Origin of the sequence: Streptomyces lunalinharesii (assembly GCF_039532155.1) — a bacterium.
GTDB lineage: Bacteria > Actinomycetota > Actinomycetes > Streptomycetales > Streptomycetaceae > Streptomyces > Streptomyces lunalinharesii.
In genome coordinates, this window is sequence record NZ_BAAARK010000009.1 from 103747 (window position 1) to 123246 (window position 19500).

17 protein-coding genes are annotated in these 19500 nt (G+C 72.3%); 15 read left to right on the plus strand and 2 right to left on the minus strand.

Translation table 11 applies throughout. From position 1 onward, the window contains the following. Positions 1–7: 7 nt before the first annotated feature. From ABD385_RS16545 to ABD385_RS16555, 3 genes are read left to right on the plus strand one after another with little or no spacing between them, the layout of a single operon-like run. Positions 8–1399: a TrpB-like pyridoxal phosphate-dependent enzyme gene (locus tag ABD385_RS16545; RefSeq protein ID WP_344576353.1), complete on the plus strand. Its 1392-nt coding sequence runs from the start codon at positions 8–10 to the stop codon at positions 1397–1399. Between the two features lie 30 nt (positions 1400–1429). Next, positions 1430–3340, plus strand: coding sequence for an FAD/NAD(P)-binding protein (locus ABD385_RS16550; RefSeq protein WP_344576357.1), 1911 nt, complete (start codon positions 1430–1432; stop codon positions 3338–3340). A 14-nt stretch (positions 3341–3354) separates the two neighbouring features. Further along, positions 3355–5028 carry an AMP-binding protein gene (locus ABD385_RS16555; protein WP_344576360.1) on the plus strand — a complete coding sequence of 558 codons (1674 nt, stop codon included), beginning with the start codon at positions 3355–3357 and terminating at the stop codon, positions 5026–5028. A gap of 71 nt (positions 5029–5099) precedes the next feature. Here the strand turns inward: ABD385_RS16555 and ABD385_RS16560 are convergent, their stop codons facing one another. Then, positions 5100–6266 carry a PP2C family protein-serine/threonine phosphatase gene (locus ABD385_RS16560; RefSeq protein ID WP_344576362.1) on the minus strand — a complete coding sequence of 389 codons (1167 nt, stop codon included), beginning with the start codon at positions 6264–6266 and terminating at the stop codon, positions 5100–5102. A gap of 164 nt (positions 6267–6430) precedes the next feature. Here ABD385_RS16560 and ABD385_RS16565 point away from each other — a divergent pair, with 164 nt between their 5' ends. From ABD385_RS16565 to ABD385_RS16595, 7 genes are all read left to right on the plus strand, one after another. Beyond that, the gene (locus ABD385_RS16565) at positions 6431–6871 is read left to right on the plus strand and encodes a MarR family winged helix-turn-helix transcriptional regulator (protein WP_344576364.1); all 441 of its coding nucleotides are present in this window, start codon (positions 6431–6433) and stop codon (positions 6869–6871) included. A gap of 230 nt (positions 6872–7101) precedes the next feature. Next, entirely contained in the window at positions 7102–7980 is an 879-nt protein-coding gene (locus ABD385_RS16570) for an STAS domain-containing protein (RefSeq protein ID WP_344576367.1), read from the plus strand. Further along, positions 7977–8387 (plus strand): STAS domain-containing protein, encoded by a 411-nt coding sequence (locus ABD385_RS16575; RefSeq protein ID WP_344576370.1) that lies wholly within the window; start codon positions 7977–7979, stop codon positions 8385–8387. The genes ABD385_RS16570 and ABD385_RS16575 overlap by 4 nt, the downstream gene beginning before the upstream one ends. Beyond that, positions 8371–8841, plus strand: coding sequence for an ATP-binding protein (locus ABD385_RS16580; protein ID WP_425585416.1), 471 nt, complete (start codon positions 8371–8373; stop codon positions 8839–8841). The genes ABD385_RS16575 and ABD385_RS16580 overlap by 17 nt, the downstream gene beginning before the upstream one ends. After that, a complete protein-coding gene (locus ABD385_RS16585) occupies positions 8826–9851 on the plus strand; it encodes a SpoIIE family protein phosphatase (protein WP_344576372.1) in 1026 nt (341 codons plus the stop codon). The genes ABD385_RS16580 and ABD385_RS16585 overlap by 16 nt, the downstream gene beginning before the upstream one ends. Further along, the gene (locus ABD385_RS16590; protein WP_344576375.1) at positions 9848–11176 is read left to right on the plus strand and encodes a PP2C family protein-serine/threonine phosphatase; all 1329 of its coding nucleotides are present in this window, start codon (positions 9848–9850) and stop codon (positions 11174–11176) included. The genes ABD385_RS16585 and ABD385_RS16590 overlap by 4 nt, the downstream gene beginning before the upstream one ends. 113 nt (positions 11177–11289) lie before the next feature. Further along, positions 11290–12594, plus strand: coding sequence for a condensation domain-containing protein (locus tag ABD385_RS16595; RefSeq protein WP_344576378.1), 1305 nt, complete (start codon positions 11290–11292; stop codon positions 12592–12594). A 31-nt stretch (positions 12595–12625) separates the two neighbouring features. On the opposite strand, the gene ABD385_RS16600 is transcribed toward ABD385_RS16595, so the two are convergent. Continuing rightward, positions 12626–13660 carry a helix-turn-helix transcriptional regulator gene (locus ABD385_RS16600; protein WP_344576381.1) on the minus strand — a complete coding sequence of 345 codons (1035 nt, stop codon included), beginning with the start codon at positions 13658–13660 and terminating at the stop codon, positions 12626–12628. A 261-nt stretch (positions 13661–13921) separates the two neighbouring features. Here ABD385_RS16600 and ABD385_RS16605 point away from each other — a divergent pair, with 261 nt between their 5' ends. From ABD385_RS16605 to ABD385_RS16625, 5 genes are all read left to right on the plus strand, one after another. Further along, positions 13922–15127, plus strand: coding sequence for an MFS transporter (locus tag ABD385_RS16605; protein WP_425585418.1), 1206 nt, complete (start codon positions 13922–13924; stop codon positions 15125–15127). Positions 15128–15458: 331 nt separating this feature from the next. Next, on the plus strand, positions 15459–16472 hold the full coding sequence (locus tag ABD385_RS16610; protein WP_344576387.1) for a TauD/TfdA family dioxygenase: 1014 nt from the start codon (positions 15459–15461) through the stop codon (positions 16470–16472). Beyond that, the gene (locus tag ABD385_RS16615) at positions 16469–18310 is read left to right on the plus strand and encodes a non-ribosomal peptide synthetase (protein ID WP_344576390.1); all 1842 of its coding nucleotides are present in this window, start codon (positions 16469–16471) and stop codon (positions 18308–18310) included. The genes ABD385_RS16610 and ABD385_RS16615 overlap by 4 nt, the downstream gene beginning before the upstream one ends. Positions 18311–18415: 105 nt before the next feature. Beyond that, positions 18416–19216 carry a thioesterase II family protein gene (locus ABD385_RS16620; protein ID WP_344576393.1) on the plus strand — a complete coding sequence of 267 codons (801 nt, stop codon included), beginning with the start codon at positions 18416–18418 and terminating at the stop codon, positions 19214–19216. A gap of 73 nt (positions 19217–19289) precedes the next feature. Further along, complete coding sequence (locus ABD385_RS16625) at positions 19290–19484, plus strand: MbtH family protein (protein ID WP_344576396.1); 195 nt, start codon at positions 19290–19292, stop codon at positions 19482–19484. The last annotated feature ends 16 nt before the right edge of the window (positions 19485–19500 follow it).

The window sequence follows — 19500 nt, forward strand, 5'->3', positions numbered from 1 at the left end:
AAACGTAATGATGAATTCGGCAGAAGCATCGCTGACCGCTGAAGAAATCGTTCCCACGCACTGGTACAACGTGCTGTCCGACCTCAGCGGCGTCGAGGACGCGGCCAAGCTGCGCCAGGCAAGGCCGGAGACCCGCACGGACGGCGACGCGGTGGCCCCGCAGATCCCGCTGTCGATGTACCGGCAGAGCATGGGCCGGGAACGGTTCGTGGAGATCCCGCAGGAGGTGCGCGAGGAGTACCTGCGCTGGCGGCCGACCCCGCTCATGCGGGCCCGCCGGCTGGAGCAGCTGCTCGACACCCCCGCCCGGATCTACTACAAGTACGAGGGCACCAACACCACCGGCAGCCACAAGCTCAACACCGCGCTGGCCCAGGCCTATTACTACAAGCAGGCCGGCATCACCAGCCTCACCACCGGCACCGGAGCCGGCCAGTGGGGCTCGGCCCTCGCCGTCGCCTGCCGCATCTTCGGCCTGGAGTGCACCGTCTACATGGTGCGGGTCAGCTACGACCAGAAGCCCTACCGCCGGATCATGATGGAGATGAACGGGGCCAAGGTCATCTCCAGCCCCAACGAGAACTCCGAGGCCGGCCGTGCCGCGCTGGCCCGCGATCCGAACACCGACGGCAGCCTGTCCATCGCCAACGCGGAGGCGTTCGAGCACGCCCGCCAAGTGGAGCGCTGCAACCTCTCGGTGGGCAGTGGCGAGAACCACGTCCTGCTCCACCAGACCGTTATCGGCCAGGAAGCGGTACGGCAGTTCCGCGCCATCGGCGACTTCCCGGACGTGGTGATCGGTTCGGTCGGCGCGGGCAGCAACTTCTCCGGCGTCGCCCTGCCGTTCTTCCACGAGAAGGTGCGCGAGGGACTGGACACCCGGTTCGTCGCGGTGGAGCCGGAGGCCTGCCCGAAGCTCACCAAGGGCCGCTACGCCTGGGACTACAACGACTACACCGGCATCACGCCGATGACGAAGATGTACACCCTGGGGCACACCTTCGTCTCCCCGGGCATCCACGCCGGCGGTCTGCGCTACCACGGTGCCGCCCCCTTGGTGAGCGCGATGTACCACCAGAAGCTGATCGAGGCGGTGGCCTATCCGCAGCGCGCGGTGTTCGAGGCCGGCATCACCTTCGCCCACGAGGAGGGCCTCATTCCGGCGCCCGAGTCGGCGCACGCCATCCGAGGCGCGATCGAAGAGGCGCTGCTGGCCAAGAAGGAGGGCCGGGAGAAGGTCATCCTCTTCAACCTCAGCGGCCACGGGCTGCTCGACCTCTCCGCCTACCAGCAGTTCCTCAGCGGAAACATGACGGACATGGCGGCCTCGGACGAGGCGATCGCCGCCTCGCTCGGCCGCCTGCCGGCCATGGACGACCTGGGCGCGGCAGCGCACTGAGAACGAGCCCTACAGATGGAGGGACAGGCCGTGCACAACCCGACTGACGAGGTGCTGAACGTCGCGATCGTGGGTACCGGTCCACGAGGGATCTCGGTGTTCGAGCGGATCGCGGCCAACCTGACGGCCGAACCGGAACCGCGCGACGTCCGGATCTGGCTGATCGACGCGGTGGAACTGGGTGCCGGACGCATCTGGCAGACCGACCAGGAAACCTGCTTCCTGATGAACACCGTGGTCGGTGAGATCAGCATGTTCTCCGGGGTCTTCGACCGCGCGCCGTGCCGGCCGGGCGCCGGCCTGTCCTTCCAACAGTGGTTGCGCTCCCAGCCGGACCCGGCCCTGTCCGGTCTGGGCCACGACGACTACGCACCGAGGTACGCCTACGGCAGGTACCTGCGGTACGTGTACGACTCGGTGGTGGGCGGGATGTCCGGGCTGGGCGACGTCGTCGAGGTGGTCGGCACGACGACCTCGTTGCGGGAGGTCGACAGCCGTTACGAACTGAGCGTGTCCACGGCGGACGGCGAGCTGACGGTGCCCGCCGACGCGGTGGTGATCACCACCGGGCACGCGCCGGCGGTGCTGTCCGGGCACCAGTCGGAGCTGGCGGAATTCGCCCGGGCGCGGCCCGAACTCCGCTACCTCAGCGGGGATTCGGCCGCCGACCTGGAGCTGTCGTCGATCGCGCCGGGCGCCGTCGTCGGAGTCGTCGGGCTCGGCCTGTCCTTCTACGACATCCTCATGTCCTTCACCGTCGGCCGTGGCGGGAGGTTCAAGGAGGGCCCCGACGGGGCGATGTTCTACGTGCCCAGCGGCAACGAGCCCCGTGTGGTGGCCGGTTCGCGCAGCGGATTGCCGATCCGCTCGCGGGGCCGCAACCAGAAGGGGGTGACCAGCCGGGCCGCGCCGAAGTTCCTCACCTCGGCCGCCGTCGGCCGGCTGCGCGAGCGCAACGTACGGCAACGGGGCAACCCGGCCCTGGACTTCGAGCGGGACGTGCTTCCCCTGCTCCGGGCCGAGGTCAACTACGTCTACTACACCACCCAGGCAAGGACCCAGCACGGGCCGGATCGTGTCGAGGCGGTGGCCGCGGAACTGCGGGCGCTCGGACCGGACCCGGTCGGCTGGCGCGAGGTGGCGCAGCGCCACGGACTGACGGACGTGGCACCGCTCGACCTGGACCAGCTGTCCAGGCCGTTGCGCGGCCAACGGTTCGACTCCGGCGCCGACTTGGTCGCCGAGGTGCGGCGCGTCCTGCTCGCCGACATCGCGGCGGCCCGCCGGGGCAACGTGGACAGTCCGCTCAAGGCCGCGCTGGACGCCATCCGGGACTCCCGCGAGGCGCTGCGGCACGCCGTGGACTTCGGCGGCCTGGAACCGCGGTCCCATCGGGCCGATTTCCTCGGCCGGTTCGCGTCGCGCACCTCGCCGCTGTTCACCGGCCCACCGCTGGAACGCACCGCACAGTTCCTGGCCCTGATCGACGCCGGGGTGCTGGAGGTGGTCGGGCCGGACGTGGCGCACGGTGGCGACGCCGAACTGGGCCGGTTCTTCTTGGAGTCGCCGGTCGTCGAGGGCTCGCGCAAGCACTGCGACGTGCTCATCGACTCGCGCATCCCCACCGCCGGCCTGTTGCGCAACACCGATCCGCTGATGCGGCAGTTGGTCGGCGAGCGGATGGCCGCCGGGTTCGTGCACGGCGACGCCGACGAGAAGTTCGAGACCGGCGCACTGCACATCACCCCGGCCGAGCGCCGGGTGATCACCGCACACGGCCGGCCGCACCGAGCCGTCTACGGGCTGGGCATCCCGACCGAAGGGGCCTGCTGGTTCACCCAGATCGGCAACGGCCGGCCGGGCGTGCACACCTCGTTCACCAGGGACGCCGACGTGGTCGCGCTCAGCGTGCTGCGCCGGGCCAAGTCCAACGCCTTCTAGCGATCGGGGACACGTTGTCCGAGCAAGACGATGCCTACCGGGAGTTCCGGGCCGCGCGGGACCTGCTGTTGCACCACGCCGGGGACCAGGACGCCGCGCGCAAGGCGTTCCGATGGCCGCGGCCACGACGCTTCAACTGGGCGATCGACTGGTTCGACCGGATCGCCGAGGGCAACGACCGGGTGGCCCTGAGCGTCGTCGGCCAGGGCGAGTCGACCTTCCAGGAGCTCTCGCGCCGCTCCGACCGGGTCGCCAGTTGGCTGCTCTCCCAGGGCGTGCGCCGCGGCGACGTGGTGATGCTGCTGATGGACAACCGGACCGAACTGTGGGAGCTGATGCTCGCACTGATCAAGGTCCGGGCGGTGGTCGCCCCCGCCTTCATCACCATCTCGCCCGAGGAACTGCGCACCAGGATCGGCCGGGCCGGGGCCCAGCACGTGATCGCCGACCACCGCGTGGTGCCGGGGCTCGCGGTGGACGGGCTCCAGACCAAGATCATCGTGGGTGGGGAGCGCGAGGGCTGGACGGACTTCGCCACCTCGGCCGGGCACGACGGCGACTTCGTGCCGGAGGGCCCGACCGACGCCGACGAGCCGCTGTTCTACTACTTCACCTCGGGTTCCACCGCGCGGCCCAAGTTGGTGGTGCACACCCACGTCAGCTATGCGATCGGGCATCTGGCGAGCATGTACTGGAACGGCCTGAAGCCGGGCGACACGCACCTCAACGTCTCTGCCCCGGCCTGGGCGAAGTTCCCGTGGAGTTCGCTGTTCGGCCCCTGGAACGCCGAGGCCACCGTGGTGTCCATGGACACCGCCGACGCGACGCCGCAGCGGCTGCTGGAGGTGCTGGGAACGGGGACGATCAACAGTTTCTGCGCGCCGCCCAGCACCTGGCGGGCCCTGATCCGGACCGGGTTGCCCGACGGCCTGCCCGGCCTGCGGAACGCGGTCAGCGTCGGTGAACCGCTCATGGGCGACGTGGTCGAGCGGGTCCGCGAGCTGGCCGGGGTGACCGTCCGCAACGGCTTCGGGCAGTCCGAGGTCACCGCGATGGCGGGGGTGACCGCCGCCTCCTCGGCGGACCCGATCTCCATGGGCCATCCGCTGCCGGGCTACGAACTGGTGGTGGTCCGGCCCGACACCGACGAGCCGGCTCGCGAGGGCGAACTCTGCCTGGACCTGTCCGACGCACCCGTCGGCATGATGCGCGGCTACCTGGACCCGGAGGACAACGCCGCCAGCCGCACGCCGGGCGGCCTGTACCGGACCGGTGACCTGGCCCGGTGGGACGACGACGGCTCGCTGGTCTACCTCGGGCGCCGCAAGGACGTCTTCGAGGGGCCGGACGGGGTCCTGGTCGCTCCGCTGGAGTTGGAGCACGTCCTGGTGCTGCACCCGGCCGTCGCCGAACTGTCCGTGGTCCCGGTGGCCGAGGACACCGGCCCGGCGCCCAAGGCGTACGTCGTGCTGTCCGCCGGCTGGAACGCCAGCCGGGCCACCGCCGAGGTGCTCTTCGCCCACCTGCGGGAGCACCTGCCCGCGCCCAAGTCCGTGCGGTTCCTGGAGTTCGTGGACGACCTGCCGCGCACGGAGTCGGGCAAGGTCCGGCGCGAGGCCGTCCGGGGGCTGCGCCGGTCCCGGCACGTGGAGTTCACCGCCCCCCAGGGGGAGTCCCGGGCGCGTTGACGCGGCCGCCGACGGGCGCGGGCGGCCGGCGCCCCGCCCGGGCGGCGGTCCGCCCCGCACCTCGTCGGCCCTCAGCGGCCGAACCAGTCCAGGCAGACGATCGTGGCGTCGTCGCCGATCTCCGCCGCCTCACGGTGACCGGCGAGTTCGTCGAGGACCGCGCGGGGAACGTGCGAGGCCGGGAGGAGCCGGGCGCTGTTGACGGCGTGGGCCAGGGCGCGTTCCTGGTACTTCTCGCCGGTGGGGGAGGCCACGTCGTAGACGCCGTCGCTCACGATCAGCAGGCGGTCCCCGGGGCGGACCTCGAACTGCTCGACGTGGTAGATGGTGTCTTCGAACATGCCCAGGGGGAGTTGGGCCTCCGGCTCGATCCGCTCCAGTGACCCCTCGCGCAGTCGCCACAGCCGGGGGGAACCCGCGTCGATGACCTCCGTCAGACCGCTGTTCAGGTTGAAGCGCAGCAGCAGGGTCGGCAGGTGGACGGCCCCCTCGTACTGGCCGTAGACGGCCTGGTCCGCCAGGTGTGCCTGGTCGCGCAGGTCCAGTCCGGCGCGGCGCGCGTTGCGCAGGGCGTTGACGGCGAGGTGGGTGAGCAGGGCCGCCTCGATGCCCTCCCCCATGCCGTTGGTGACGGTGAGCGTGAGGTGGTCGGCCGAACTCGACCAGTCGAAGTTGTCGCCGTGGATGGCGTAGGCGGGTTCGAGCTGGCCGCCGAGGGCGTACTCGGCCCGGCTGCAGGCGCGACTCGGGAGGAGCTGCCACTGCATCTCCGCGGCCAGGGTGAGGCGTTGGGTCCGGCGGGCCTGGAGGTAGAGGTCGGTGTCGCGCTCGGCGATGACGATTTCCCGGCCGAGGACGTCGGCGAGCTGCTCCAGCTCGCCCAGCGTGGCGCGGGAGCAGTGTTCCTCGGGCAGGGCGAGGGAGAGCACCCCGAGGCGATCGCCGCGCACGGAGATGGGCAGGTGGGCGGTGACGACGGGCGGGGTGCCGGCACTGCGGAGGAGCGGTTGCTGCGCGCCGAAGGCCCGGCCCGGCTCGCTGGTGTGCACCGACAGGGGCGCCGCGGTGTATGGAAGCGTGTCGATGGGCTGGAGTAAGGTCATGGCGTAGTCGGCGATCAGTAGGTTCACGCTGTTCGCAGCGAAATGCTCCGTAAGTGAAGCGCGCACCACATTCAGCAGTTCGTGGGGAGCTGCCTCGCGCAGGGCTCGTTCCACGGCCGCGTATCTTTCCGACATCTCGACGACCGCTTTCTCGAATGACTGTGACAGGGAGTAGACATCAGCCAGGAAGCAACTCGGCTGACACGACTGTCCGGAGTGGATCAATGGATGTGAACGGTGCTGCTCCGCGCATAGATTCTCACGGTTCGCAGGAGGCCGCGCAGACAGCGTGCGAGGTGGTGGCCCTCCTGGAGGTCCTGTGGGAGCGGGGCCGGGACGCCGTCTCGCCCGCGCCGGTCTCGACCTCCCAGTTGCGGGTCCTGCACGTCCTGGAGCGCGGCGACGGCATCAACCTCAGTGCGCTGTGCCGGGCCTTGGGCGCGGCGCCGTCCTCGGCCAGCCGCCTGTGCGATCGCCTCCAGGCGCTGGGCTTCATCGAGCGCGTCCCCAGTGAGGTCAACCGGCGTGAGCGGCACGTGCGCTTGACCGGCGAGGGCGCGGCCTACCTCGCCGGACTGCGGGTCCGCCGGGAGGAGGCGCTGCTCGTCGCCATCGACGCCATGCCGCCGGCGGCCCGACGGGCCCTTGCCGAGGGGCTGCGGGGCTTTCGCCAGGCGGTCTCCGCCACCGCGCCGGAGCTCGACGGTGCGCCGGTCGACCGCTCGACGCGGTCCGCATGAGGTGCCGGCGCTCGCCCGGGCGACGGGCCGGGCGCCCTCGCCCGCACCGTGCTCGCGCCACCGGCCGTCATTGACGCAGCGTCAGTAATCGCCCCAGGTAGTTCCGTGGATTGGCGAGACTGGCTAACATTTGTCGTGCGACAAATGAGAGGCACATCGCTGACCACGAACGGGGCGCACCCGGCTGGGCAGGCGGGACGCCCGGGCCATGACGGTGGAAGGAAAGTGGTTTGAGCACGACTGAGGCTGCCGCGCGGGAGCGGGTGCGCGCGGTGCTCCGCGCAGAGGCCGACGACATCGCGGACCGATGGGTTCAACTACAGCTGGCGCAGGCGCCCTTGGGGGAGGCGGTCAGCGAGACGGAACTCCGCGAGGAGTCCGACGCGCTGATCGGCGCCCTCATCGCGGGGCTGGACGGGGACGGACCGGTCGAGCGCATGGTCGGCAGCCACCCCGGGCTGCGGCAGGCGGTCTGTGACCTCTCGCTGCGCAGGGCCCGGGCCGGCGCGTCCCCCACCGACACCTCGCTGGCGGTGCTGGCGTTGAAGGAAGCCCTGTTGGAGGCGGCGCAGCGGCAGACCGAGAACGCCGCCGCGCTGTTCGGCGACGCCGTACTCATCAACCGGTTGCTGGACAGTGCCGGTGCGCTGTCCTTCGAGACCTACGTGGAGGGCCGCGAGGAGATCATCCGTCGCCAGAGCCGGCAGTTGCTGGAGGTGTCCACACCGGTGGTGCGGCTGTGGCGGCAGGTGCTCGCCGTGCCGCTGATCGGCACCCTCGACACCGCCCGCACCCAAGTGGTGATGGAGAACCTCCTCCAGGGCATCCAGGACCACGAGGCGCTGGTCGCCATCATCGACATCACCGGCGTGCCCACCGTCGACACCGCGGTCGCCCAACACCTGATGCAGACCGTGAACGCGGTGCGCCTGATGGGCGCGGACTGCGTCATCAGCGGAATCCGGCCGCCCATCGCCCAGACCATCGCCCAGCTGGGGATCGACCTGTCGACGATCCTCACCCGGGCCACGCTGGCCGACGCCCTCGCCACCGCGGTCAAGCTCACCGACGCCGCCTCCGCCGGACCGACCCCGGCGGCCCACCGATGAACAGCGCGCCCTCGAACGGTGTCCCGATCCTGCGGCTGGGCGACGTGCTCGTCACCGGCCTGCTCAACGAACTCGACGACAAGTCGGCGGTGGCGTTCACCGAGGAACTCACCGCACGCATCACCTCGGACCACGCCCGCGGCGTCCTGATCGACATCTCGCGACTGGAGATCATCGACTCCTTCGTGGCGCGCACCCTGATGGAACTCACCACGATGGCACGCCTCTTGGGGGCACGGGTCATCGTCGCCGGGATGCGCCCGCCGGTGGCCATCACGTTGGTCGAGCTGGGGCTCCGACTGACCGGCGTGGAAACCGCACTCAACGCGGAGCAGGGCATGGCAGCGCTGGGCTGGCATCAGACCCCTTCGCCTCCCGAAGGGGTCCTGCGTGACACGCGCCAGTGATGTCGGCACCGCTTCGCGCAACGGGCCACCCGCCTTGGACGAAGGCTTCCGGGCCGGGCCGGCGGTCCACGAGGTGCGCAACGAAGAGGACCTCCTCGCCGTCCGGCACGCAGTGCGCGCGGCGACCCTGCGCGCCGGCTTCAGCATCGTCGACCAGACCCGGGTCGTCACCGCGGCCAGCGAACTCGCCCGCAACGCCTACGTCCACGGCGGGGGCGGCACGCTGGCCATCGAGCACCTGGCGCGCACCGGTGCCGCGGGGCTGCGGCTGACGGTGGCGGACGACGGCCCCGGCATCCCCGACCTCCCCGCGGCGCTGACCGACGGCTTCACCACGGGGGCCGGTCTGGGACACGGTCTGGGCGGCGCCCGGCGCCTCATGGACGAGTTCGACGTCGACACCGCGGCAGGCGACGGCACCACCGTGACCGTCACCCGTTGGGCGGTCCGTTGACGTCGATCCCGCCCTTCTCCACCACGCACGTGCGCATCGACCACTACAGCGCGGTGCACCTGGCCGCGGAGACGGCCCGCGCGCTGGCTCGGCGCCACCGGCTCCCCGGATCACTGTCCGACCAGGCCGCCGTCGTCGCCTCGGAACTGGGCAGCAACCTCGCCAAGCACGCGGTCAACGGCTCGCTGTTCCTGCAACCGATGCCGCTCGGCGGCGGCCTGGAGATCCTCGCCACCGACCGCGGCCCCGGCATGCCCGAACTGCGGCGCTGCCTGGCCGACGGCTACACCACCACCGGCTCACTGGGCGCCGGCCTGGGCGCGGTCGTGCGGATCGCGGCGGACTTCGCGCTCCGCACGGAGGTGCCCGGGGGCACCCTGGCCTGCGCGCGGTTGGCGCCGCCGGACCGGGCCGGCGTGACCAACGAGGCCGTCGGCGCGGTCTCCGTCCCTGCCGAACGCGAGACCACCAACGGCGACGGCTGTGCCGTCCTCGACGTCGACGGACGCCGCACCGTGCTCGTCGTGGACGGCCTCGGGCACGGGGAGCCGGCGGCCGAGGCCGCACAGAGCGCGCTGCGGGCCTTCGCCCGGGCCCCGGAAGGACCGTTGCCGGAGATCCTGCACGGCGTGCACCGCGCGCTGCGCCACACCCGCGGGGCCGCGGTCGGCCTGCTGCGGCACCACCCCGACCGGGTCGAGTACGCCGCCGTCGGCAACGTCCGCTGCGTGGCGCTGACCGCCCACGAGGTGCACCACCGCCTCACCGGCCAACCCGGCATCGTGGGTCTCAACCTGCCTACCCCGCAGGTGCGCCGCATCCCCCGGGAACCAGGCCTCAGCATGCTGCTGCACTCCGACGGCATCGACCCCCGCTGGGCCCACAGTCCGGCGCCCTTCCTGCTGCGGCTGCCGGCGCCGCTGCTCGCGGCCGCGCTCGCCGACCGACACCGCCTCACCCGCGACGACGCCACCGTGGTCGTCGCCGGCCCGCACCAGGGACTCATGTGACCGCCCACGCCCTCCACTCGCTGTCCGCCCTGCGCCGGGCCCTACGGCGCCTGTGCGCGGCGCACCACGTGCCCGTCGAGACCCGGGCCCGCCTCGTCCTCTCCGCAACCATGCTGGCCCGCCCCGAAATCCGGGCCGGCCGCCAGGTCGGCGTGGACGTCACCCGGGAAGACGGCCCGGACGACACCGTGCACCTGACCGTCACCCTCCGATCCCCCATGGCCCCCGCCCCGCTGCGCCCGACGGAACTGCCGCTGGCCGCCCGGACCACACCCCAGGGCGCGGTCGTCTGGCACCTGGCCTTCGACGCACCGGCCGGGGCCCCGGCATCGGGACTCCCGGCTGGCGCACCGCACCTGAACGGCTCCGGAAGCACCGTGCGGGCCACCGGCACCGCCGCGGGCGGGGACGGGGTCGAGGACGTGGTCGAGGGGGAGGCCGCGGCGTCCGAGGAGGAACTCCGGGCCGTGGTGGCCCGCCTGGACCAGCTGACCGCGGAGCACCAACACCTCAAGCACGAACTCGCCGAGACCAACAGCGGCGTGCTCGCGCTCTACGTCCAGCTCGAAGAGCGCGACGAACAACTCCGCACGGCCCACGGACAGATCCTCCGCGAGATCGAGGACGCCCTCCGGCCCTCGCCCCTGGTCATCGACGGACTCGAACTCGCCGTCCACTACGCGCCGGCCGACGCACACGCCCCCACCGGGGGCGACCTCTACGACTGGTTCCTGCTGCCCGACGGCACCGTGCACCTCACCATCATCGACGCGCTCGGCCACGGCATCCGCAGCACCCGCAGCGCGCTGGACGTCACGCACGCGGTGCGCACGCTCGCCCTCGAAGGCCACCCGCTGTCGTCCATCGTCGAGCGCACCCACGACATCCTCGTCCCGTTCGATCCGGACATCGTCGCGACCATGCTGCTCGCCCGGATCTGCCCGGCCACCGGCGCGTTGCGCCTGGCCAACGGCAGTCATCCGCCGGCCCTGCTCAGCCGCGCCGACGGCACCACCCACTACCTGGAGGTGCGCGGCCGCGGGGTCGGCTATCCGCTCCCCGGAAGCGAACGGGTCCGCCACGAGCGCCTGGCGGACGGCGACCTGCTCGTGCTGTATACCGACGGCCTGACCGAGAGCCGCAGGGACCCGTTGGAGGGCGAGGCCCGCCTCGTCAAGAGCACCCGCCGCCACCGCCACCGCCCCACCGACGAGATCCCGTCCGCCATCGCCGACGACATGCACACCGTGATCCTGCACCCGGACGACACGCTCGCGCTCGTCGTCCGACGCACGGGCGCGGCGGCGGGACCCGCACCGGGGTGACGCCCCCTCGGGTCCACGACAGGCGGGAACACCACCCCCACTGCGCTCTGTGCGCGGACCGTGACGCCTGGCAGGGTCGGTGACGACGGTCCCGAGGCGTCTGGAGCGGAAACGTGCGAGTCCCTTTGACAGCAGGCCAATTGGAGATCTGGATCTCCCAGATCCTGGAGCCGGTCGGCACCGCCTACCACGTGGGCGACTACTACGAGATCACCGGTGCCCTGGACGCCGCCCTGCTGCAACAGGCGGCGCGGACCGCCGTGGACGAGGCCGGATCACTGGGCGCCCGGTTCGTCACCGAGGCCGACGGGACGCCGGTGCAGGAACTGGTCCCCGCCGAGTGGGACTTCACGGTGCTGGACCTGAGCCAGGCACCCGATCCGGACGCCGAGGCGGTGGCCTGGATGCGGGCCGACCTCGCCCGACCGGTCGACCTGACCACCGGTCCGCTGCTCGGCGCCGCCCTGCTCAAGGTGTCGGCCGACCGCCACCTGTGGTACCGCCGCGTCCACCACATCGTCGCCGACGGCCACGGCCTGGCCGCCCTCGCCCGCCGGACGGCGGACCTCTACAACGCGCTGCACACCGGGACGCCGCCGGAGCCGCACCCCTTCGAGCCCGTCACCGTCGCCGTCGAGCACGACCGGTCCTACGCGTCGGGCCGGACGTACCGTGCGGACCAGGAGTTCTGGGCGCAGGAGGCGGCGGCCTGGCCGGCCACCGGGCGGCTGTCGGCGGACGCCCCGCCGGCCTCCGCGGCCCGCCAGGCCCGCCACCACCTCCCGACGCCCGAGGTGACCGCGATCCAGGCCCAGAGCGAGCGACTGGCGGTGCCCGCCGCGCACTTCCTGATCGCGGCCACCGCGCTGTACCTGCGGCAGGCCACCGGGGCGGACGAGGTGACCTTCGGCTGTTCGGTGGGGGGACGCGCCACCCGCGCGCTGCGCGGGGTCGTCGCACCGCTGGCGAACATCCTGCCGCTGCGGGTGACCGTGGACCCGGGCGCCTCCGTGGGGGCGGCCTTCGCGCAGGCGGACGCCCGGATCCGGCAGGCGATGCGCCACCACCGGTACCGCTACGAGGAGTTCCGGCGGGCGCTGGCCGCGGCCGCCGGGCCGGCGGCGACGCCGGGGGTGGGGCCGCTCGTCAACGTCGTGAACTTCGACCGCGACCTGCGCCTGGGAGCGGCCCGGGGCTCGGTGCGCACCCTGAACACCGGCCCCGTCCCGGACCTCAGCCTGTTCTTCGACGTCCGGTCGCCGCGCGAGGGGACGACCGTGAGCGTGGAGGCCAACCCCGCCACCTACTCGGCGGCGGAGACCGACCGCCACGCCGAGGGCCTGGGCCGCCTCGTGGTGGCACTGGCCGCGGCCGATCCCGCGGCGCCCCTTCCCGCCCCGGCCCCGCAGCCGGGATGACGTGTCGACCGGGCCCGTCGGCGTCGCGCCGTCACTCCCTCCGGGCGGCGAGCGCGGCGCCGAGCGCCAGTGCCTGGGCACCGGACGGCGCGCCGTCGTCGGGCCGGTCGCGGAACTGTCCGATGAGGAAGCCGGCCTGGAAGCGGCTCTTGGCGCCGAGCGCCTTCATCACCTCCGCGACGTGACGTTGGCAGCTACGGACGGACATGCCCAGGCGCCGCGCAATGGACTTGTCCTCCAGCCCCTCGGCGAGCATCGCCACGATCGTTTCCTGGATCTCGCCGGAGATCTGCACGGCCGACATCGCGTCGAAGCTGAGCGGGAACGGCGAGGCGCCGCGCCAGGCCCAGTCGAAGAAGCCCCGCATGCTGTGGATGAGCCGCGGTTCGCGGACCAGCAGGGCCGCCTCGGGATCGTCCGGCACGCCGAGCAGCGCCGCGTGCTGGTCGAAGACCAACATCCGGCACAGGCTCTCGGACTGGGTGCGCACCTCCGCTCCCAGGCCCGTCATCCGCTGCACGTGGTCGATGGTGGGTTGGTGGTAGCGGGCCGGGTGTTGGTACAGCGTGCGCATGGCGACGCCGCGCGCGAGCATCCGACGGTCCCGCTCCGACGCCGCCCGCAGCGTCTCGGGGCAGCGGGCCCCGCCCGGTTGCGCGGTGAGGACCTCCGTACGGCAGTTCAGGGTCAGCTCCTCGATGAGCTCCTGCACCAGGCCGAGGTCGTCGATCATCTCCACGTGCGCCACGTCGGTGTGGCGTGCCTGGCCCGACTCGTAGGCGGGCACCAGTGTCTCGAACATCCACCGGAACCGCTCGATCTCGTCCTGCTGACTGCGGACCTCGCGTTCCATGGGGCGCAGCACCCGGTTGGCGGCGATCCGCGGCGGTACGACGGCCAGGCGCCCGGGGGTGCCCTCGGCGTGGGACAGCAGCCGCAGGCCCGCGAGTTCCTTGACGACCCGCTCCGCCTCGTCGGCGTCGAGGCCGAGGACGGCGAGGTCCTCGATGTCGAATGCGGTCCGGTTCGCCGCGAATTCGAAGACTTCTAAGGCTCTCTGGCTCATGTTGATTTCACTGACTGAACGTGAGGTATTCATGGTCTACCCCTGCTGTATCAGAGTCTTCCCCTGGTCGGGGGGCAGCCTAGACACGACCGATCAACAACCGGTCAACGCCGAGCAGACGGGAATGACCGCATGCCGGTGAGAGAGCGCGACGACCCGCCAGGGGAAGTGGCGCACCGGCGCCGCAAAGACGCCCGGCGGCGAATAACCAACCGTCCTGGGACCGGTGGATTGCTGCGCCGCAACAGGGATTTCAGGAAGCTGTGGTACGGCGAGAGCGCGGGGAAATTCGGCGCGGCGGTCACCAGCGTGGTGCTGCCGCTGGTCGCCGTCTCCGTCCTGCACGCCACCACCTTCGAGGTGAGCCTGCTCAATGCCGCGACCTGGGTGCCCTGGCTGCTCATCGGCCTGCCGGCGGGGGTGTGGGTGGACCGGTTGCCGCGCAGAACGGTCATGCTCGTCAGCGACGCCGTCTCCTGCGTGCTGTTCGTGAGCGTGCCGCTGGCCTACTGGTCCGGCGCCCTCGACGTGACCCGGCTCCTCCTGGTCGCGCTACTCGCCGGCACCGCCGCCGTCTTCTTCCAGACCGCCTACACCGCCTACCTCCCCAGCATCGTCGGCCCCGGGGACCAGGCCGAGGGCAACGCCAAACTGCACGGCAGCGCCTCCGCCGCCCAGATCGCCGGCACCGGCACCGGCGGACTGATCGCCCAGGCCGTCGGCGCGGTCGACGGCATGCTGACGAACGCGCTGACCTTCCTCGTCTCCCTCGCGTGCGTGGCCCGCATCCGCCACCGGGAGCCGCCGCTCCGCGTCGCACGGGCCCGCGGCGCGCTGTTCCGGGAAGTCGGCGAGGGCGTGCGGCTGGTGGCCCGCGACCCCTATCTACGCAGCCTCACCCTCTTCGGCGCCGTCTCCAACCTCTTCCTGGCCGGGTACCAGTCGCTGCTCGTGGTCTTCCTGGTGCGCGACGTCGGGCTGACCGACAGCGGGGTGGGCGTGCTGGTGGCGGTCGGCGGCGCGGGCGGGGTGATCGGGGCGCTCGTCGTGCGCCGGGGCGTGACCCGCTTCGGCACGGCCCGGGCGCTGCTCCTGTTCGAACTCGCGGTGCCCGCGCTGGCACCGCTGATGGTCCTCACCTCCCGGGGCGCCGGGCTGGCCCTCTTCGTCATCGGCTACGCCGCGGTCTCGGTGGGCGTGGTCGCCGGCAACGTCATCAAGGCCGGGTTCCAACAGGGCTACTGCCGGCCCGACGTGCTCGGTCGGGTCGCCGCCTGCTCGTCGTTCCTCAACTACGGCACGCTGCCGCTCGGTGCGCTGCTCGCCGGGGCGCTGGGCACCTGGTTCGGGGTGCGCCCGACGCTCTGGGTGATGATCGCGGGCATCCCGCTGAGCGCGCTGATCCTGCTCTGCTCGCCCGTCCGGACCCGCCGTGACCTGCCGACGCGGGCGGACGCGGGGCACTGAGGCACCCGCCCACCCCGGTGCCGTATGCCCTCTTTGTGCCCTCTCGTCTATGCGACAGACGTGAATGTCAGCCCTCGACCACCCTGGTGGCCGACCTATTCCGGTGACAGCGTGAAGCGCGTCGGCCCCACCGAATCCGGTGTCCGAATCCCGTGAGTCGCTCGGGCCCCCTTCCACCAAGCAGGAGAACCCCCCATGCGCTTAACCCAATTGTCTCCGGCCGGACCCGGCGAACCGTTCGACGAGCACGACACCGGATGGGGATGACGCACCGCAGCAATTGGCGCACCAGGAAATCCGTGAGAAACGACACGACAGGACGCGCATCACGATGAGTGAATCCCTTTTCTGGACCATCGAGACCGGAAAGCCGGCCACGACCCAGGTCCCGCAGTTCGCGGACGCCACCGCGGCGTGCGCATGGCTCACCTCGGTCCACGACGAGCTGCGCACGGCGCTGCACCGGCACGGCGCGCTGTACCTCCGCGGCCTGCCCGTCCACGACGTCGACGACTTCGCCGCGGTACGGGACGTCCTCGTCCCGCAGCGCACGCCCTACCGCGAGAAGGCCACCCCGCGCAGCAGCTACGGCAACGACGTCTACTCCTCCACCGACCTGCCGCCCAACCAACCCATCCGCATGCACAACGAGAACAGCTACACGCTGACCTTCCCCGGTCGGCTGCTGTTCGGCTGTCTGACGGCCCCCGAGGAGGGCGGCGCGACGCCCGTCGCCGACTGCCGCGAGGTGCTCCGTCGGCTCCCCGCCGACCTGGTCGAGCGGATGCGCACCGGGGGCTGGCTGCTGACCCGCAACTACTCGGAGCACATCTCCTTGGACTGGCGCACCGCCTTCGCCACCGAGGACCGCGCGGACGTCGAGAAGTACTGCGCCGACAACCTCGTCTCCTGTGCCTGGGACGACGACGGCGCCCTGCGCACCCGCCAACTGCGCCCCGGCATCATCCGCCACCCCGAGACCGGCGAGGACGTCTGGTTCAACCACATGGCGTTCTGGAACTCCTGGTCGCTGGACGAGGAGATCCGGGAGGCGCTCCAGGACGAGTTCGGCCCCGAGGGCCTGCCGTTCGAGACCGGCCTCGGCGACGGCAACCCCCTGACCCGCGCGGACGTCGACACGATCAACGCCGCCTACGAGGGCGCCACGCTGCGCCGCACCTGGGAGCCCGGCGACATCCTGCTCGTCGACAACGTCCTGGCCACCCACGGCCGCGACCCCTTCCGCGGCGACCGACGCATCGTCGTCGCCATGGGCGAACCGGTCGCCCTCCAGGACTGCCGGCCCACCGTGGCCCCCGCCGCCCGAGAGGAGCAGGCCGCGTGACCGGCGTACTGGAAGGCCCGCACGGCCTGGACACGACCGTCGCCCCCGGCCCCGGCCGGCCCGTCGACCTCCTGGACCGCCTCCACCGGACCGTGGCGCAGGCACCGGAACGGACCGCCGTCCGCGACCGGGCCGACGCCCTCACCTTCGGCCAACTCGACGCGCTGACGGCGACGGTGGCGGCCACGCTGACCGGGGCGGGCGTCCGCCCCGGCGACCGCGTGGGCGTCAGCCTGCCCCGGGGCACGGACCTCGTCGTCGCGCTGCTGGCCGTCTGGCGGGCCGGCGCCGCGTACGTGCCGATCGACCCCGCGTACCCGAGCGAGCGGCGGCACACGATGGCGCGCGACGCGGGCGTCCGCGTCGTGGTGACCACGGCCGCGGCGGACGCCTGGCCGCCCGGTGTGCACGGCGTCACCGTCGACCGGACCGCCGCGTCGACCGCCCCGCGTCCGGCACCGCCCGTCCCCGTCGCCGCGCACGCCCCCGCCTACGTCATCTACACCTCCGGCTCCACGGGCACCCCCAAGGGCGTCCAGACCACCCGCGCCGGAGTGGCCGCGCTGGTGGCCGCGCTGGAGGAGGCGGGCATGTACGCCCCGGAGCCGCGCGTCGTGGCCTGGAACGCCAGCGTCTCCTTCGACGCCTCGGTCCAACAGTGGGCACGCGTCTGCCGCGGCGACACCCTCGTCGTACTCGACGAGGACGAGCGCACCGACCCCGGCCGGCTGACCGCGGCCCTGGACGCGCACGGCGTGCAGGACCTGGACCTGACCCCCTCGCACTGGCACCTGCTCCGCGACGACCTGCTGGCGCGCGCCGCCGCCGGCCGGCACCTGCGCCTGTTCATGGGCGGCGAGCCGGTTCCCGAGGGCACCTGGCAGGAACTGGCGGCCGAACGCGCCGCCGGGCGGCTCGACGCACTCAACCTGTACGGCCCCACCGAGTGCACCGTGGACACCGCCGCCGCCTGGATCGACGGCGACGGACCGCACATCGGCCCCGCCCTGCCCGGCGTCCGGGCGCACGTGCTGGACGCCGACCTCGACCCGGTGGCCGACGGCGCGGAGGGGGAGCTGTACCTCGCCGGCCCCCAGGTCGCCCTGGGCTACCTCAACCGGCCCGCCCTGACCGCCACCCGCTTCGTCGCCGACCCGTTCGCCGCCGACGGCTCCCGGATGTACCGCACCGGCGACCAGGTCCGCCGCCGCCCGGACGGCGCCCTGGAGTACCTGGGCCGCATCGACCGCCAGATCAAGATCCGCGGCTACCGGGTCGAGCTGGGTGAGATCGAGGCCGCCCTCACCCGCCAACCGGGCGTCTCCGCGGCCGCCGTCACCCTGCACCGCAGCCCCGTCTCCGGCGAACAGCTCGCCGCCTACGTCGTGTCCCCGGCGGACCCGGCCGACGCGCCCCCGACCGCCGACGCCCTGCGCGAACAACTGGCCTTGGTCCTCCCGCAGTTCATGCTCCCGACCACGTACACCCGGCTCGACGCGCTGCCGCTGACGGTCAACGGGAAGGTGGACCTCGCCGCCCTGCCCGCGCCCGAGGAGCAGCCCACCGCGGCCCCGGAGACGGACGAGGACCCCGACAACGCCCCGAACGGCGAGGTCGAGACGCTCATCGCGGCCGTCTGGTCCGAGGTGCTCGGCCGCCCCCGCGTCCACGCCGACGACGACTTCTTCGCCATGGGCGGCCACTCGCTGATCGCGCTGCGCGTCGTGGCCCGGCTCAAGAAGCAGTTCGGGATCGCCATGTCGACCCGCGAGGTCTACCGCCACCCGCAGCTCCGCGACCTCGCCCGGCACGTCGAAGAGCTGCGCGCGGCCGTCTGACCGTCGCCCCCGGCCGGCGGGGCACGGGCCGGCCGGTCACTGCCCCGCCGCGGGGCGGCACAGCCCCGACCCCATCCGCACGACAGGAAGAGGAAGCGAGCCATCATGGCCGGACACACCCAGGGACGACAGGACACCACCGTCATCCGGATCAAGGAGCGGACCGAGCGGACCTCGCACACGCTCATCTGCCTGGGCTTCTGCGGCGGCGGCACCGGGCCATACCACGCCTGGGGCGACTGCCTCCCCGAGGACACGGCCCTCTCCGCCATCTGCTACCCCGGCCGTGAGGGGCGGTTCCTGGAGCCCTGCGCGACGGACTGGGACGAACTGGCCGCCGACACCACACAGGCCGTGCTCTCCGCCGTGCAGGGGCCGTACGTCCTGTTCGGCCACAGCATGGGCGGCTGGATGGCGTTCGACGTGGCCAGTCGCATCGAGTGCGACGGCGGACCGCTGCCCGAGAAGCTGATCGTCTCCTCGTGCAACGCCCCCGACCGCGGCCTGACGCCCCGTGACATGTTCCCCGCCCGCCAGGACACCGACGGCGCGCTGCTGGACTGGATGCGCACCAACGGCCTGATGCCGGCGCACGTCCTGGACGACCCCGACCTCCAGGAGATGGCGGTGGAACTCATGCGGGCCGACATCCAGGTCCGGGACACCTTCCGCTACACGCCCGACGCCCGCGTGAGCATCCCGGTGCAGATGCTCTCCGCGACCGACGACGCCGTCATCGAAGGGGACGCCGGCAACCAGTGGCGCCGGGTCGCCACGGGCCCCTACCAGCACGACGTCCTGCCCGGCGGCCACTTCTACACCCCCGAGATCTGGCGCCGGCTGCCGCTGCACATCCCCGCGCTGACCACGACGGCGTCCACCGTGCCGTCCACTGCCGGTGCCTGAGGCCGCCCGGCCCCGCCGCACCCCGCAGCCCGACCTTCCCCCGCCCTGCTCCACCGGAAAGGACACCCACGCGGTGACGAACCCCTTCGAAGACGCCGACGGGACCTACCTGGTCCTCACCAACGACCAGCAGCAGCACTCCCTGTGGCCGGCCCGGCTGGCACCCCCCATGGGCTGGACCGTGGCCCACGGCGCAACCGGCCACCAGGCGTGCCTGGACTACATCGACACGCACTGGACCGACCTGACGCCGAAGCCGGCGCTTTAGCAACCGAACCCATTTC

What these genes read in the sequence shown, in the direction of transcription:
- ABD385_RS16610 (WP_344576387.1), top strand. Translation starts at nt 15,459, where the DNA reads ATGAGTGAATCCCTTTTCTGGACCATCGAGACCGGAAAGCCGGCCACG.
- ABD385_RS16600 (WP_344576381.1), bottom strand. Translation starts at nt 13,660, where the DNA reads ATGAGCCAGAGAGCCTTAGAAGTCTTCGAATTCGCGGCGAACCGGACC.
- ABD385_RS16560 (WP_344576362.1), bottom strand. Translation starts at nt 6,266, where the DNA reads ATGTCGGAAAGATACGCGGCCGTGGAACGAGCCCTGCGCGAGGCAGCT.
- ABD385_RS16545 (WP_344576353.1), top strand. Translation starts at nt 8, where the DNA reads ATGATGAATTCGGCAGAAGCATCGCTGACCGCTGAAGAAATCGTTCCC.
- ABD385_RS16620 (WP_344576393.1), top strand. Translation starts at nt 18,416, where the DNA reads ATGGCCGGACACACCCAGGGACGACAGGACACCACCGTCATCCGGATC.
- ABD385_RS16575 (WP_344576370.1), top strand. Translation starts at nt 7,977, where the DNA reads ATGAACAGCGCGCCCTCGAACGGTGTCCCGATCCTGCGGCTGGGCGAC.